This window comes from Cellulosimicrobium sp. Marseille-Q8652, assembly GCF_965112045.1.
The window spans coordinates 1,695,399-1,709,417 of the sequence record NZ_CBCOPS010000001.1 but is presented as its reverse complement, the minus strand read 5'-3'; the positions used below and the strand labels follow the sequence as shown (position 1 = coordinate 1,709,417).

13 protein-coding genes are annotated in these 14,019 nt (G+C 73.5%); 3 read left to right on the top strand and 10 right to left on the bottom strand.

All coding sequences use genetic code 11. The annotated features are described in order from the left end of the window. Positions 1–17 precede the first annotated feature (17 nt). Positions 18–1,091 carry a saccharopine dehydrogenase family protein gene (locus tag ACWPWV_RS07475; protein ID WP_454042292.1) on the bottom strand — a complete coding sequence of 358 codons (1,074 nt, stop codon included), beginning with the start codon at positions 1,089–1,091 and terminating at the stop codon, positions 18–20. A 206-nt stretch (positions 1,092–1,297) separates the two neighbouring features. On the opposite strand from ACWPWV_RS07475, the gene manD reads away from it, so the two are divergent. Then, positions 1,298–2,524 (top strand): D-mannonate dehydratase ManD, encoded by a 1,227-nt coding sequence (gene manD / locus ACWPWV_RS07470; protein WP_454042291.1) that lies wholly within the window; start codon positions 1,298–1,300, stop codon positions 2,522–2,524. 63 nt (positions 2,525–2,587) lie between these two features. On the opposite strand, the gene ACWPWV_RS07465 is transcribed toward manD, so the two are convergent. From ACWPWV_RS07465 to ACWPWV_RS07435, 7 genes are all read right to left on the bottom strand, one after another. Beyond that, a complete protein-coding gene (locus ACWPWV_RS07465) occupies positions 2,588–3,184 on the bottom strand; it encodes a hypothetical protein (protein WP_454042290.1) in 597 nt (198 codons plus the stop codon). Positions 3,185–3,350: 166 nt separating this feature from the next. Beyond that, positions 3,351–3,971, bottom strand: coding sequence for a response regulator (locus tag ACWPWV_RS07460; protein ID WP_454042289.1), 621 nt, complete (start codon positions 3,969–3,971; stop codon positions 3,351–3,353). Further along, entirely contained in the window at positions 3,968–5,314 is a 1,347-nt protein-coding gene (locus tag ACWPWV_RS07455; protein ID WP_454042288.1) for a sensor histidine kinase, read from the bottom strand. The genes ACWPWV_RS07460 and ACWPWV_RS07455 overlap by 4 nt, the downstream gene beginning before the upstream one ends. Positions 5,315–5,323: 9 nt before the next feature. After that, positions 5,324–6,118, bottom strand: coding sequence for an ABC transporter permease (locus ACWPWV_RS07450; protein WP_454042287.1), 795 nt, complete (start codon positions 6,116–6,118; stop codon positions 5,324–5,326). After that, on the bottom strand, positions 6,118–7,053 hold the full coding sequence (locus tag ACWPWV_RS07445; protein ID WP_454042286.1) for an ABC transporter ATP-binding protein: 936 nt from the start codon (positions 7,051–7,053) through the stop codon (positions 6,118–6,120). Before ACWPWV_RS07445 ends, ACWPWV_RS07450 begins: the two co-directional genes overlap by 1 nt. Before the next feature lie 117 nt (positions 7,054–7,170). Further along, a complete protein-coding gene (locus ACWPWV_RS07440) occupies positions 7,171–8,664 on the bottom strand; it encodes an MATE family efflux transporter (RefSeq protein ID WP_454042285.1) in 1,494 nt (497 codons plus the stop codon). A gap of 120 nt (positions 8,665–8,784) precedes the next feature. After that, the gene (locus ACWPWV_RS07435; RefSeq protein ID WP_454042284.1) at positions 8,785–9,228 is read right to left on the bottom strand and encodes a MarR family winged helix-turn-helix transcriptional regulator; all 444 of its coding nucleotides are present in this window, start codon (positions 9,226–9,228) and stop codon (positions 8,785–8,787) included. Positions 9,229–9,339: 111 nt separating this feature from the next. On the opposite strand from ACWPWV_RS07435, the gene ACWPWV_RS07430 reads away from it, so the two are divergent. Next, positions 9,340–10,005 carry a class I SAM-dependent methyltransferase gene (locus ACWPWV_RS07430; protein ID WP_454042283.1) on the top strand — a complete coding sequence of 222 codons (666 nt, stop codon included), beginning with the start codon at positions 9,340–9,342 and terminating at the stop codon, positions 10,003–10,005. 21 nt (positions 10,006–10,026) lie between these two features. Here the strand turns inward: ACWPWV_RS07430 and ACWPWV_RS07425 are convergent, their stop codons facing one another. Then, positions 10,027–12,156 carry an FAD-binding protein gene (locus ACWPWV_RS07425; RefSeq protein ID WP_454042282.1) on the bottom strand — a complete coding sequence of 710 codons (2,130 nt, stop codon included), beginning with the start codon at positions 12,154–12,156 and terminating at the stop codon, positions 10,027–10,029. Between the two features lie 11 nt (positions 12,157–12,167). Then, complete coding sequence (locus tag ACWPWV_RS07420) at positions 12,168–12,962, bottom strand: 3-ketoacyl-ACP reductase (protein WP_454042281.1); 795 nt, start codon at positions 12,960–12,962, stop codon at positions 12,168–12,170. 185 nt (positions 12,963–13,147) lie between these two features. Here ACWPWV_RS07420 and ACWPWV_RS07415 point away from each other — a divergent pair, with 185 nt between their 5' ends. Further along, positions 13,148–13,948: a class I SAM-dependent methyltransferase gene (locus ACWPWV_RS07415; protein WP_454042280.1), complete on the top strand. Its 801-nt coding sequence runs from the start codon at positions 13,148–13,150 to the stop codon at positions 13,946–13,948. The last annotated feature ends 71 nt before the right edge of the window (positions 13,949–14,019 follow it).

Below are 14,019 nucleotides of genomic sequence, written 5' to 3'. Positions count from 1 at the left end.
GCACGTCCCGCTCGACGTCAGACCTGCGCGTCGAGCGGGACGTTCAGCGAGACGTGGTCCGACAGCGCGGCGAGGAAGTCCGGCGCGTCGAAGACCGCACCCGCGGAGACGACGCCCGTCGTCCTGGTCCGGCCCGTGAGGACGCGCTCGACCGCCTCGACCACGAGCGGCGCGGTGACGGCGTAGATGTCCCGGCCGGTCGCGACCGCGCGCCGCTCGACCCCGCCGTTGCGCACCCGGGCGTCGACGACGAACGTCTGGTCGGAGCGACCCTCCGCGTCGACCGCAACCGGCGAGGACGCGTCGGGCGCGGACAGGTCCGCGGCCGCGACGGCGGACATGGAGGTGCGCACCTCCGGGACGTCGAGGTGGCTGGGGACCGTCACGACGTCCGCCATGGAGAACTCGCCGAGGACGGGCTGGGGGCCGAGCGGCGGCGGGAAGGGCCACTCCAGCGTCGGCAGGGCGTCGTCGTGGTACTGGAGGCGCCCGCCTGTGAAGCGGACGCGACGCCCGGCGCGTCGCCGACCCGAGACCGCGCCCGCCGCGAGGGTGCCCGCGGTGGGGTGCCAGCTGCTCAGCCCGTAGGCGACGTGCACCTCGTCCGCTGAGTCCCAGTCGCCCGCCGCCGCGGTCACCAGCAGGTCGCCGAGGCCGCCGAAGAACGCCATCGCGGGCACCACGAGCGCGCCGGCGGCGCGGGCCCGGTCCCCGAAGTGCGCGAACGTGTCGGCGTTCGCCTCGATCTCCGCCGCCACGTCGACGTACGGGATGCCTGCCCGCAGCGCGGCCTCGACCAGCGGCGCTGCGGTGGTGGCGAACGGCCCGGCGCAGTTGATCACGGCGGCCGCGCCGGCGAGGGCGCGGTCCAGCGAGGCTGGGTCCTCCACCGACGCCTGTCGCGCCTCGAGGCCCGGTCGGTCCAGGACCAGCGCCGCCAGCCGGTCGGCGTCGCGACCGAGGAGCAGCGGCGTGTGCCCGCGCGCTGCGAGCTCCGCGACCACGAACCGTCCCGTGTGCCCGGTGGCGCCGTACACCGCGACGACCCGACCCGGACCCTGGCTGCGACCTGCGCGCTCGACGTCGTCCATGAGGAGATCATGCCCGGTCGCGGCGCCGTCTCCCAGCGCCCGGAACGACACGAACCGTCCATTTCCTGCCACGTCTCGCGAGCCTGCTCCCGAGCGCCGTCGTGCCGGGCTCCGGCCCGTTGCTACGGTCGTGCGGACGCGCGCCCGGGGACCCGGGCGCCCGAGGACCACCCCGCACCACCACGGACCACCTGAATCGAGCAGCCATGAGGATCGTCGACGCGCAGGTCGTCGTCACCAGCCCCGGACGCAACTTCGTCACCCTGAGGATCACGACGGACGAGGGCGTCACGGGCCTCGGCGACGCGACGCTCAACGGCCGCGAGCTCGCCGTCGTCTCCTACCTGCGCGACCACGTGGCCCCGCTCCTCGTCGGGCTCGACCCGCACCGGATCGAGGACACGTGGCAGTCGCTCTACCGCGGGGCCTACTGGCGCCGCGGGCCGGTGACGATGGCCGCGATCGCCGCCGTCGACGTCGCGCTGTGGGACATCAAGGCCAAGGTCGCCGGGCTCCCGCTGTACCAGCTGCTCGGCGGAGCCTCGCGCGAGCGGGTCCGCACCTACGGCCACGCCAACGGGCGCGACGTCCCCGAGCTCCTCGACTCGGTCCGCGCCCGTCTGGCCGAGGGCTACCAGGCCGTGCGCGTGCAGACCGGCGTGCCCGGTCTGAAGGTCGTCTACGGCGTGCACGACGGCACGGCGATCGCCGCGGAGTCCGACGGCGCCCGGCTGGACCAGCGGGTCCGTCCCGTCGTCGAGGACTGGGACACCGCCGGCTACCTGCGGCACCTGCCGCGCGTGCTGGAGGCGGTGCGGAACGAGTTCGGCCCCGAGCTGCCGCTGCTCCACGACGCGCACCACCGCCTCACGCCGCAGCAGGCCGCGCGGCTCGGCAAGGAGATCGAGCGGTACGACCTCTTCTGGCTCGAGGACTGCACCCCCGCGGAGAACCAGCAGGGCCTGCGGCTCGTCCGCCAGCACACGACGACGCCCCTCGCGATCGGCGAGGTCTTCAACACCGTGCACGACTACCAGACGCTCGTCGACGAGCAGCTCGTCGACTACGTCCGCTCGGCCGTCACCCACTTCGGCGGCGTCACGCCGCTGCGCAAGCTCTTCGACTACGCCGCGCTGCGGCAGATCAAGAGCGCGATCCACGGCCCGGAGGACATCTCGCCCGTCGGGATGGCGGCCGCGATCCACCTCGACCTCGCGATCCACAACTTCGGCATCCAGGAGTACTCCGGGTACACCGACCTGACCCACGAGGTCTTCCGGCACGCCTTCACGTTCGACGACGGCCACCTCCACCCCGGCGAGGCGCCCGGGATCGGGGTCGAGCTCGACGAGGAGATGGCCGCCGCGCACCCCTACGCGCCGGCCTACCTCCCCGTCAACCGCCTCGCCGACGGGACCGTGCACGACTGGTGACGCGAGCCCGTGCCCGGGTCACGTGCCGGTGTCCGGTCCGGGGCCCGTCCGACCGCCGTCGGGTCAGCCGAGCTGCTGCATGGTCTGCACGCCCGAGATGGCGCCGAGGATGAACCCGACGGCCGTGCAGGCGATCGCCACGCCGAGCGCGATCTTCGCCGTCTTCTCGTTCCGCTTGACCGCGAGCGACGCGAAGACGATGGCGAGCACCCCGAACACGATGGGGAGGAAGATCAGCGCGATCGGGCTGAACACGTACGCCAGGATCGTGCGCCAGGTCAGCGGCTGGGGACCGGCGGGCGGAGCGTAGGGGGCGTAGCCCCCGGGGCCGCCGTAGGGCGACCCGTACGGCTGCCCCTGCGCGGGGTACGCCCCGTACGGCTGGCCGGGCGCCGGGGCGGAGCCCGGCGCGGGCGCCTGCGGTGCCATCTGCCCGTACGCCGGCTGGTGCTGCCCGGGCTGACCGTAGGGCGGCTGACCGTGGTCGGGCTGACCGTAGGCCGGCTGACCGTAGGCGGGCTGACCGTAGGCGGGCTGGCCGTGGTCGGGGTGCGCGGGCTGACCGTAGCCCGGCTGCGCGGGCTGGCCCTGGGGCGCCGGGGTCTGCGAGGGCTGAGGGGCGTCGCCGCCCTGGTACGGCTGGTACGGAGGCTGGCTCACGGCTTCGATCCTTCGTCGCGGCGGGGCGTGCTGCCCGGATGACCTCGCGGTCGTCGTCGAGCCTTCGCGACGTCACCCGAGGAAGCACGGCGGTGTGCGCCGATCGGCGCGCTTCGAAGGGTAGTGCCTCCCCGTGGAGCACGACGACGCCCGGTGTGCGGGGACGTCAGGTGAGCAGCCGTCGGCGGTATCCCTCGGCCACCGCCGACGCTCGGTCGCGGACGCCGAGCTTGTCGTAGACGTGCTGCAGGTGGGTCTTGATGCTCGCCTCGCCGATGAACAGCGCCGCCGCGGCCTCACGGTTCGAGCTGCCGTTCGCGACCAGCTGCAGCACCTCCTTCTCCCGGTCGGTCAGCGTGCCGGCGCCGGGCCTGCGCACCTGGCCCATGAGGTGCTGCGTCACCGACGGCGCGAGCACCGACTCGCCTCGCGCAGCGGCACGGACCGCTCGCATTAGGTCGTCGGGCAGCGCGTCCTTGAGGAGGTATCCGGTCGCACCCGCCTCGATCGCCGGCAGGACGTCGCTCTCGCTGTCGAAGGTGGTCAGGACCAGCACGCGGACGTCCGGGGCTCGCTCGCGCAGGGCTGCGGTCGCGGCGACGCCGTCCGTCCCGGGCATCCGCAGGTCCATGAGCACGACGTCCGCCGCCAGCCGCACGGCACGGTCGACGCCTTCGGCGCCGTCGCCGGCCTCACCGACCACGACGATGTCCTCGGCGTCCGCGAACGTGTCGCGAAGGCCGCCCCGCACGATCGGATGGTCGTCGACGACCACCAGTCGGATCATCGGCCGCTCTCCCCCGTCGCTCTCGTGCCCCCCGGGGCGATGGCCGGCACGCGCGCGCTGACGGACGTCCCGTCCCCCGGTGCGCTCTGCACGTCGACGTGACCGCCGACCCCTCGGATGCGCTGGCGCATGCTCGTGAGGCCGAATCCCGTGCCGACGCCGGTCGTGAACCCGCGTCCATCATCGCGCACGTCCAGCAGCACCTCGTTGCCCGTGTACGACAGGGTGACGCCGACGCGTGACGCCTCCGCGTGCTTCGCCACGTTGGTCAGCGACTCCTGGGCGACCCGGAAGAGCGACACCTCGATCGCCGGGCTCAGCGGCTCCCGGGTGCCGGTGACCTCCAGCCGCGCGCTGATCCCCTGGTCCTGCGACCATCGCTCGGTCAACGTGCGCAGCGCGTCGGGGAGGTGCGCCCGCCCGAGCTCCTGGGGAGCGAGCGCCTGCACGGACCGTCGGGCCTCGGTCAGGCTGCTGCGCGCGAGCCGCAGCGCCCGCGCGACGTGCTCGTCCGCTGCGCCGTCCGCGTCCGCGGAACGCTCCGCGGCCTGGAGCTGCGTGATGATGCCCGCGAGACCCTGGGCCAGCGTGTCGTGGATCTCGCCGGCCAGCCGCTGCCGCTCGTCCTGGGCCCCGGACTCCCGGGCCTGGGCGACGAGCTGCGCGTGGAGCCCGGCGTTCTCGTGCAGAGCCGCCTCGAGCCGCTCGACGAGCTCCTCCCGCCTGCGCTCCTCCGGCTCGCTGCGCGCCGTCAGCAGGATGCCCACGCCGATCGCCGCGGTCTGCACGGCGACGACGAGGAGGAGCTCCGCGAGCACCTCCGGGCTCGGGTCGGCCCACACCCGCATCGCCGAGCCGTTGAGGGCCACGGACGTGGCCAGGACCCCGAGCACCCCCACCGGCCACGGCCTGAGCAGGTACGCCTGGAAGAAGCCCGCGACGGTGAAGACGAGGAACACGTCCGAGTACGTCATGAGGGCGACGCACAGCGCCAGCAGCCCGACGAGGTGGACGACCGCCGGCACGGGCCGGAGCGTGCGCCTCCTCAGGGGCAGCGTCTGCCCGAACAGCACCCACAGCGCCGAGACCGCCACCAGCCCGAGGACGGAGGCGCCCGTCGGCCAGAAGCCGTCACCGGAGGCCGGGAGCACCCGCGCGAGGTAGACCACCGTCGAGACGGTCAGCAGCAGCCACGGCGCGAACAGCTGCAGGAGGTCCCAGACCCGCAGCTGCTCGCGCTTCCAGGCCAGGCGGGAGCGGTGCGCGATCTCCGCCTCTTCCGTGAGGGTGGGCTCGGTCGTCCCCGGGCTCGGGTGCTCGCCGACCCTGGCATCCCGCGTCATCGACGACCCCTACTCCCAGCGGAAGAGCTTCGCGGCGACCGCGCTCGCGATCACGGCGATCGCCGCCATTATGGCAATCTGCAGCCAGAACGGCTGCCCGCCGGCGGTGGCGGTGACCTCGGCCGCCTCGGGTGACCACGCCGCGGTGAGGGCCTGCAGCCCGGGTGGCACGAGCTCGCCGACCACCCGCAGCACGTCGGGCATGAGGACACGGGGCAGGAAGGCCCCGCCGAAGAACATCAGCGCGACGAACAGGACGGTGCCGACCTGGTTGGCGGCACTGCTCGTGCGGACCACGGCCGCGGAGACCATGCCGATCCCGAGCAGCGCGGCATAGCCGACGACGAAGGCGACGGCGAACTCCAGGGGCCGCGCGGGCGGCGCGACGTCCAGCACCGCCCACGCGACGAGGATCAGGAGCGTCGCCGAGACGACCACCGAGGCGGACGCGACGACCATCTGTGCGAGCAGGACGCTCCGCGGGTGCGCCGGGGTGGTCGACAGCCTGCGCAGGATGCCGCGCTCGCGATACGTCGCGACCACGGCCGGGACGTGCTGCACGGCGATCATCACCATCCCGAACACCAGGGCGGTCGGTGCCCAGACGTCGATCGCCCGGAGCCCGCCGGTCTCCGGCGTGGGCTCCCTGAGCGCCGGGACGGCACCCAGACCGAGCAGGAGCACCGCCGGGAACAGCACGCCGAAGAGGACGGTCGCGGAGTCCCGGAGGAAGAGCTTCGCCTCGACCGTGACCATCTTCAGACGAGCACGCGACCCGAGAGCGCGGGTGGTGGGGACGGACATCAGTCGACCCTCCGCTCGGAGGGCGCTGTCGGCTGCGGGCTGCGTCCGGTGAAGGCCACGAACGCGTCGTCGAGGGTGCGCTGGTCGACGCGGAGGTCCTCCGCGACGACCTCCGCCCGGGCGAGCGCTCCCGCGACGCTGCTCAGGAGCTGTCCCGTACCGGTGACCAGCCAGCGCCCCTCGACGACCTCGACGTCGGACACCTCGGGGAGCCCGGTGAGGACGCTCTCGTCCAGCGGCCCGCTCACGCGGAACCGGATCTCCTGCACCGCGCTCGACCGCCTGACCAGTCCTGCCGGCGTGTCCACCGCGGCCACCCGTCCGCCGTCGATCACGGCGATCCGGTCGCTGAGGTGCTCCGCCTCGTCCATGAAGTGCGTGACGAGGAGGACCGTGACGCCCGTGTCGCGCACCCGCTCGACGAGGCTCCAGGTGTCCCGCCTCGCCTGCGGGTCCAGTCCCGTCGTGAGCTCGTCGAGGATCGCGACCTCCGGGTTGCCGACGAGGGCGAGCGCGATCGAGAGCCGCTGCTTCTGCCCGCCCGAGAGGGCCTTGTACTGCGTGGTGCGCTTCCCGGTGAGGCCGAGGAGCTCCATGAGCTCGCGCCAGTCGACGGGGTCCCGGTAGAACGAGCTGTAGAGGTCGAGCGCCTCGGCGACCGTGATCGCGTCGGGGAAGCTGCTCTCCTGCAGCTGCACGCCGAGCCGCTCGCGGACCTCCGCCCGGTCCTCGACCGGGTCGAGCCCGAGCACGGAGATCGAGCCCGAGTCGGGTGTCCGCAGGCCGGCGATGCTCTCGACGGTCGTCGTCTTGCCGGCGCCGTTGGGCCCGATGATGCCGAAGATCTCCCCCTCCTCGACGGTGAACGAGACGTCGTCGACGGCGACGTGCTCCCCGTAGCGCTTGTGCAGGTTCCGTACCTCTACCGCGGTCATGCCGCGAGACTACGAACGCGCCCCGCCGCGCCACGTCCACCGTGGCGCCTGCGCCGAGGTGGACCCGCGCCTCCACCGTTCGGTGGAGGCGCGGCGACGGCGACCGGGACCGCACGCTCAGGCGGGCAGCCCTTCGAGGACCTCGTCGGCGCGCTCCGCGCTGCCGCCCGCGAGGCCGCGGTCGATCGCGCGACGGGTCGTGAGCCAGAGGACGACCCCGACGAGGCAGACGACGACCTCCGTGACGGTCAGCGCCCAGACGATGCCGCTCAGCCCGAACAACAGGTTGCCGAGGATCACGACCGGGACGAACAGGACGCCCTGCGACACCGACATCGCGATCGCCGGCACGGTCCGACCCGTCGCCTGGAACAGCGACGTCAGGAGACCGGCGAACCCGTTCGCGATCATCGCCACGAGCTGGGCGGTGAGGATCGTGACGCCGATCGCCAGGACCGCCGGGCCCGCCACGAACGCGGAGAGCACCTGGTCGCGGAAGAGGAACACGGTCGCGGAGAACAGCAGCCCGACGCCGCCGACCGTCACCGCCGACGCGCGCAGCGCCGAGGTGAGGCGGACGCGGTCACCCTTCCCGTAGGAGTAGGCGAGCAGCGGGAGGACACCGAGGGTCACTCCCATCAGCAGGAACTCCGGTACCTGCGCGATGCGGACCGCGACGCCCATCGCGGCGAGCGGGCCCTCGCCGTACGCGGCCGCGAGGTTGTTGAGCACCAGCGACGTGACGACGAGGAACGACGCCTGGAGCAGCTCGCCGACCCCCACCCCGAGCACGGGCCTGAGCACCGCCCCCGAGAGGGTGAACCAGCGCGGCGCGAGGCTCATGTGCTCGCTGTGCCGCTGGAGCCAGACGACGAAGTAGACGACGACGGCGAGGTTCGACAGACCGGTCGCGAGGGCCACGCCGGCGACGCCCTGGTGCAGGACGAGGACGAAGAGGACGTCGAGCACGAGGTTCGCGACCGTGGAGGCGACGAGGGCGTTCATCACCTGGCGCGACGCGCCCTCCGCCCGGACGAGCTGCTCGAGGCAGAACGCCGCGGTGAGCACGGGCACGAACGCGAGCATGACGGCGACGTAGTCGGCGGTCGCCGAGGCGGCCGTGGCGTCCGCTCCGAGGAGCGAGACCACGGGCCGGAGGAACACGAGGCCCAGGGCTCCCAGGACGGCTCCGGCGACCACCGCGCCCCAGACGGCGAACGACGACACGTTCTTGATCGCGGCGGCCTCGGCAGGGTCGTGCTCCGCCGCACCGAGCAGGCGCGAGACGAGCGCCCCGCCACCGACGCCGAAGACGCCGCCGACGGCCATGACGAGGCCGAGGACGGGCGTGCCGAACGTGACCGCGGCGAGCAGGGTGTTGTCGTGGAGCGAGCCGACGAAGCCGGCGTTGATGACGTTGTAGACGGCGCCGACGATCATCGCGGCAGCCATCGGCACGCACAGGTGCACGAGGGCTCGGACGATCGGTGCGGAGGCGAGGTACCAGCGGTCGGTACCGGCGGCGGGGGCCTCGCGGGACGACGGGGTGGTCGCCGTGGAGGGCTCCCCTGTGGCGGGCCCCGTGCGGGACTCCAGGTCAGCGGTGCTCATGGCTGCTCCTTTCCGGGCAGGCTCGAGCGCACGCCGACGGACGCCGGCGCGGCGGAAGGAAGGACGTGAGGAAGGAAGGACGTGAGGAAGGAAGGAGGGGCGGAAGGTGCTCGGGCCGGGTCAGTCCCGGGTGGGCCGGGGCAGCTCCGCGGCGATCTTGGTGAGCAGCGCCTGCAGGGTCGCTCGCTCACCGGGGTCCAGGGGCGCCAGGATCGTCTCGTCGGCGGCGGTCATCGCGTCGGCGAACCCCGCGACGAGCTCCGCGCCCACCGGGGTCACGTCGACGAGCTTGACGCGGCCGTTGTCGGGCGCCGCGCGACGCTCGACCAGGCCACGGCGCTCGAGCCCGGCCAGGAGGCTCGAGACGCTCGCCGGGCTGGTGCGGCTGACCTCGGCGATGTCGCGCTGGATCGCGCCGGGGTTCTCCACCAGCCAGCCGAGGACGTAGCCCTGCTCGTGCGTGAGGTCTCGCTCGCGGATCCACTCCTCGGCGGCCTTGCGCTGCGCCCACCCGATCCACCGGAGGAGCTCGAGGCTGCTGGTCGGCGTGCGCATCTCGGTCATGATGAGGACTCTAACTGTTAGATGTCGAATGGTCAACGACGGAGGGAGAGCGCTCCGCCCGAGTGCCGACGGCCCCTTGTCGCCCGCCTCCTGCCTCACTAGCGTCGACACATGACCGCGCCGCGTCCCTGGCAGTCCGAGGCCGATCGGCTCGGCAAGGCCGACCCTTCCGACCCGACCGGCTGGTTCGAGCGGCTCTGGTCCTCCGCCCGGTCCGGCGACGTCGCGATGCCGTGGGAACGGGACGACCCGCACCCGGCGCTCGCCTCGTGGACCGACGGCCCCGGTCGCGGCGACCGGGGCGGGCGGGCGGTCGTCGCCGGCTGCGGGCTCGGGGCCGACGCCGAGCACCTCGCCCGGCTGGGGTACGGGACGACGGCGTTCGACGTCTCCCCCGCCGCGGTCGCCGCCGTCCGCGAGCGCCGTCCGGGCTCCCCGGTCACGTACGCCGTCGGGAACCTGCTCGACCTGCCGAAGGAGTGGACCGGTGCGTTCGACCTCGTCGTCGAGATCTACACCGTCCAGGCGGTGAGCCGCAGCGTCCGCGGCGACATGACGGCCGGCGTCCGCTCCCTGGTGGCGCCGGGCGGGACCCTGCTCGTGGTCCAGGCGGCCACCGAGTCGGCCGACGAGGACGGACCGCCCTGGCCGCTGACCCGCGCGGAGATCGAGGCGTTCGGCCAGGAACCGCTGTCCGCGGTGTCGATCGAACGGCTCGCCGTCCCTGGTCCCCCGGGCAGCTCCGGGACCTGGCGCGCGGAGTTCCGGCGGGCCTGAGCCGGCCGACCCGGCCGTCCGCTACTGCACGTTGCCGTGCTCGCGGAACTCGCGCCAGACGTTCTCGAAGAAGTCGTCGTCCGCCGGGAGCGGGCGCCGGGGACGCCAGCGGAACACCGGGACGCCCGCCGCGTCGGCGGCCTCTCGCGGCACGACCGGAGCCCACGAGGTGCCGTCCTCGGCGGTCGGGACGCTCCCGCCGGGCGCGACCCACGCGGTCTCCTGGACCTCCTCGTCGAGCGCGCCGCCGTCGAGCCGGAAGCGGTAGAGGTCGGGCAGGTCGAGCTCGCGCTCCGCATCGTCGCCGTACCCCACGAGGGGCAGGTCGCCGTCGGCGTCGGTGTAGAGGACCGACCCGCGCGAGCGCCCGCCGTGGGCGACGTAGTCGGCCATGGCGGAGAGGTAGACGTACGCGCTCGTGAGGATGTCGCGGACGAGGAACGTCCGGTTCACGGCGCGCCGCGACCCGGCGTCGGCGCTGACGAGATCCTCGTAGCGGGTCAGCCACGCGTGCACCTGGTCGAGCGCCTCGCGGATCGACGCCTCCGACCGCACGGGTCCGGCCTTCTCGCTCATGAGCCGCTGCACGTCGCGCAGCAGGTCGCCCGTGTTGTCCGGCACGCCCGCGGCCACGCGGCCCGTCGCGCGGGCCGTGAGGTCCAGCGCGGCGGCGAGCACCGGTGCCGCGGCCTCGGCGAAGGCCGACTCGTCGGACGGCTTCTCGTCGCGCCGCGCCGCGATGAACTGCGCGGCGCGCGTCGCCCCGACCTGCCCGCTGTTGAGCGCAGCGCCGCCCGGGCGGTAGACGCCGTGCGCGCCGCCGGCCTCGCCGACGGGGAAGAACCCGGCGACGTTCGACTGCCACCAGGCGTCGACCACGAGGCCACCGTTGTTGTGCTGCGCGCACACGTCGACCTCGAGCATCTCCTTCTCGAGGTCCACGTACGGGTTCTTGTCCAGGTAGAACTGGTACGCGGGCTCGTTCATGCGCCGCAGCCGCTCGATCGGCGTCCCGGACAGCACGCCCGCCTTCTCGAGGTACTGGTACGCCTCGGGCGCGAGCGCCGTCGGGTCGAAGTCCTCGCGCACGGGGTTGCGCCGGAAGTCGAGGAACACGCGGCGCCCGCGCAGCACCGTCTCGCGGTACACCAGCAGGTCGATCAGGCTCGACCCGTCGCGCGCCTTGCGGATGTCGAACGGCCACTGGTAGCCCTTGAGGAACACGAGCGTCATGAGCCGCCCGTAGTCGGTGATCGCCTCGGTGAGGAACTCGCGCTCGTCGCCGCCGTCGGCGTCCGTCGAGACGAACCGCGGCACGACCTGCATGTACGTGCCCGACACGTTCCACCGGGGCTTGGTCGACGCGAGCCCGAACTGCCACTCGGTGAGGTTCTTGCCGTGCACGCCCGCGCGATAGGCCGCACCCGACGCTCCCCACTGCCCGTTGGGGAACACGCGCGTCGCGTACATGCCCGCGGGACCTCCCGTCGCGTAGACGAGGTTGGTGCACCGGAACAGCAGCCAGGGGCTCGCGGCGCCGTCGTGCGGCACGTCGGTCCGCAGGACGAGCAGGCCCGCGACCCGGCGCGCACCGGGGCCGCCGTGCGGGTCGGGTGCCGTGACGACGTCCACCACGCGGCACTCGTCGAACACCCGCGTGCCGTCGGCCTGGACCTTCCGCTCGAGCTTCTCGACCATCGTCCGGCTCGTGTACGGGCCGACCGAGGTCGCGCGGCGCCGGGGGTCGTGGTCCGTCTTGTACCCGATGAACTCGCCGAAGCGGTTCTGGGGGAACGGCACGCCCAGGTCCACGAGGTGCAGGAAGCCGCGCGCCGACAGGGCGGCTTCCGCGAGGGCGTTGTCGCCGTCCATCGAGCCGCCCGAGAACAGCGTCTGCGCCATCTCGCGCACCGAGTCGTCGTCGCCGCCCGAGAGCGTCAGCTTGTAGTACGTCTGCTTGTCGGACCCCGCGTTGCGCGACGCCCCGGCGTGCACCTTGTCCGCGACCATGACGACGTCGTCGTGGCCGAACTGGACGAGGCGGTCCGCCGCGCAGTAGCCGGCGGACCCGGTGCCGACGACGACGGTCGTGGCGGTCACGACGGGCACGTCGTGCCCGCCGATGCGGAGCGTCTCAGGCTCGTGGCTCATGGCTTCTCCCCTCACAGGACCGGGATGTGCATGCCGCCGTCGACGTGGAACACCTCGCCGGTCGAGTACGGGGTCTGACCGGAGGCCAGGATCGAGACGGCGCCCGCGACGTCGGCGGGGCGTCCCCAGCGGTTGATCGGCGCGAGGCCCTGCTCGATGAGGTCGTCGTACTTCGCCGTGACTCCCGCGGTCATGTCCGTCGCGATCACCCCGGGCCGGACCTCGTACACCACGACCCCCTCGGGCCCGAGGCGCGCCGCCCACAGCTGCGTGGCCATGCCGACGCCCGCCTTGGAGATGCAGTAGTCGCCGCGGTTGGTCGAGACCGTCGTGGCGGAGATCGACGAGACGTTGACGACCGTCGCGACCGGACCGGACGGCGGCTCCGGCAGCTCGTCGAGCGGCCCGCGCAGCTCGATCACGCGACGCGCGAACTCCTGCGTGAGGAAGTACGGGCCGCGCAGGTTGATGCCGAGCACCCGGTCGAACGACTCCGCCGTGGCGTCCAGCAGGTCCGCGCGCACGCTCGGCGCGACCCCCGCGTTGTTGACCAGCACGTCGAGCCGGCCCCACGTGTCGACGGCGTCCGCGACGTACCGGCGGTGGTCGTCCAGGTCGGCGACCGACCCCCGGACGTACCGCACGCGCGACGCGTCCCCCGCGAGCTCGCGCAGCTCCTCGATCACGTCGGTGGGCTCCTCGCGCGTCGCCAGGATCGAGACGGCGAAGCCGTCCGCGAGCAGGCGCCGGCTGATCCCGAGCCCGATCCCGCGGTTCCCACCAGTGACCAGTGCGACAGTCGGCATCGTCGCCTCTCCTCCTCGAGCGTGCGGTCCGCACCCCTACCGTGTCACGACCTGCGTGCCACCTGTGCGACGCCCGATCCTGCCATGCCGGAGGACGATGGGCAAGCGCTTTCCAACGCGTCGGGTCGTCGCGGCGCGGAGAATTCCGCTGGTCGACGCTCGCCCCGCTGCGCGACGATGCGCGGGTGCGACCCTACGACGAGCTGATCACCGAAGCCGTGGAGGCGGACGTCACCGGCTGGGGGTTCGGCTGGCTCGACGGCCGCGCCACCGAGGAGCGCCCGCCGTGGCGCTTCGTCTCCCTCCTGTCCCACCGCCTCGCCGCGGCGGACTCGGCGCTCGACCTCGACACCGGCGGCGGCGAGGTCCTGGCCGAGGCGCTGGCGGCCGCGGCCGACCGCGGCGACCCCACCCCCGCCACGCTGGTCGCCACGGAGACGTGGGCGCCCAACGCCGCGCTCGCCCGCGAGCGCCTCGCGCCCTGGGGCGCCCACGTCCTCACGCCCGTCGACGACACGCTCCCGGTTCCCGACGCCACCTTCAGCCTGGTCACGGCCCGCCATCCCGTCGCACCGCCGTGGCCGGAGATCCACCGGGTGCTGCGGCCCGGCGGTGCGTACCTCGCGCAGCACGTCGGACCCGCCTCCGTGTTCGAGCTCATCGAGCTGTTCCTCGGCCCGCAGCCCGAGGCGCGCGCCGGCCGCGACCCGCGCGTCGAGGCCGAGCACGCCCGCGCGGCCGGCCTCGACGTCGTCGACCTGCGCACGGCGACGTGCCGCATCGAGCTGTACGACGTCGGCGCGGTCGTGTGGCTCCTGCGCAGGTGCGTGTGGTGGGTGCCCGACTTCTCCGTCGACCGCTACGGCCACGTCCTCGAGGAGCTCGACGCCCGGCTGCGGGCCGGGGCACGCGACGACGGCCCCACGACCACCCCGTTCGTCGCGCACTCGACGCGCCACCTCGTCGAGGCACGCCGGGACGCCTGACCGGACAGGCGTCCGACGGCGTCCGACGGCGTCCGACGGCGTCCGACGGCGTCCGACGGTGAGTCTGCCGG

Coding starts and splice junctions, on each gene's coding strand:
- ACWPWV_RS07475 (WP_454042292.1), bottom strand. CDS start 1,091: ATGGACGACGTCGAGCGCGCAGGTCGCAGCCAGGGTCCGGGTCGGGTC.
- manD (WP_454042291.1), top strand. CDS start 1,298: ATGAGGATCGTCGACGCGCAGGTCGTCGTCACCAGCCCCGGACGCAAC.
- ACWPWV_RS07460 (WP_454042289.1), bottom strand. CDS start 3,971: ATGATCCGACTGGTGGTCGTCGACGACCATCCGATCGTGCGGGGCGGC.
- ACWPWV_RS07455 (WP_454042288.1), bottom strand. CDS start 5,314: ATGACGCGGGATGCCAGGGTCGGCGAGCACCCGAGCCCGGGGACGACC.
- ACWPWV_RS07450 (WP_454042287.1), bottom strand. CDS start 6,118: ATGTCCGTCCCCACCACCCGCGCTCTCGGGTCGCGTGCTCGTCTGAAG.
- ACWPWV_RS07445 (WP_454042286.1), bottom strand. CDS start 7,053: ATGACCGCGGTAGAGGTACGGAACCTGCACAAGCGCTACGGGGAGCAC.
- ACWPWV_RS07440 (WP_454042285.1), bottom strand. CDS start 8,664: ATGAGCACCGCTGACCTGGAGTCCCGCACGGGGCCCGCCACAGGGGAG.
- ACWPWV_RS07435 (WP_454042284.1), bottom strand. CDS start 9,228: ATGACCGAGATGCGCACGCCGACCAGCAGCCTCGAGCTCCTCCGGTGG.
- ACWPWV_RS07430 (WP_454042283.1), top strand. CDS start 9,340: ATGACCGCGCCGCGTCCCTGGCAGTCCGAGGCCGATCGGCTCGGCAAG.
- ACWPWV_RS07425 (WP_454042282.1), bottom strand. CDS start 12,156: ATGAGCCACGAGCCTGAGACGCTCCGCATCGGCGGGCACGACGTGCCC.
- ACWPWV_RS07420 (WP_454042281.1), bottom strand. CDS start 12,962: ATGCCGACTGTCGCACTGGTCACTGGTGGGAACCGCGGGATCGGGCTC.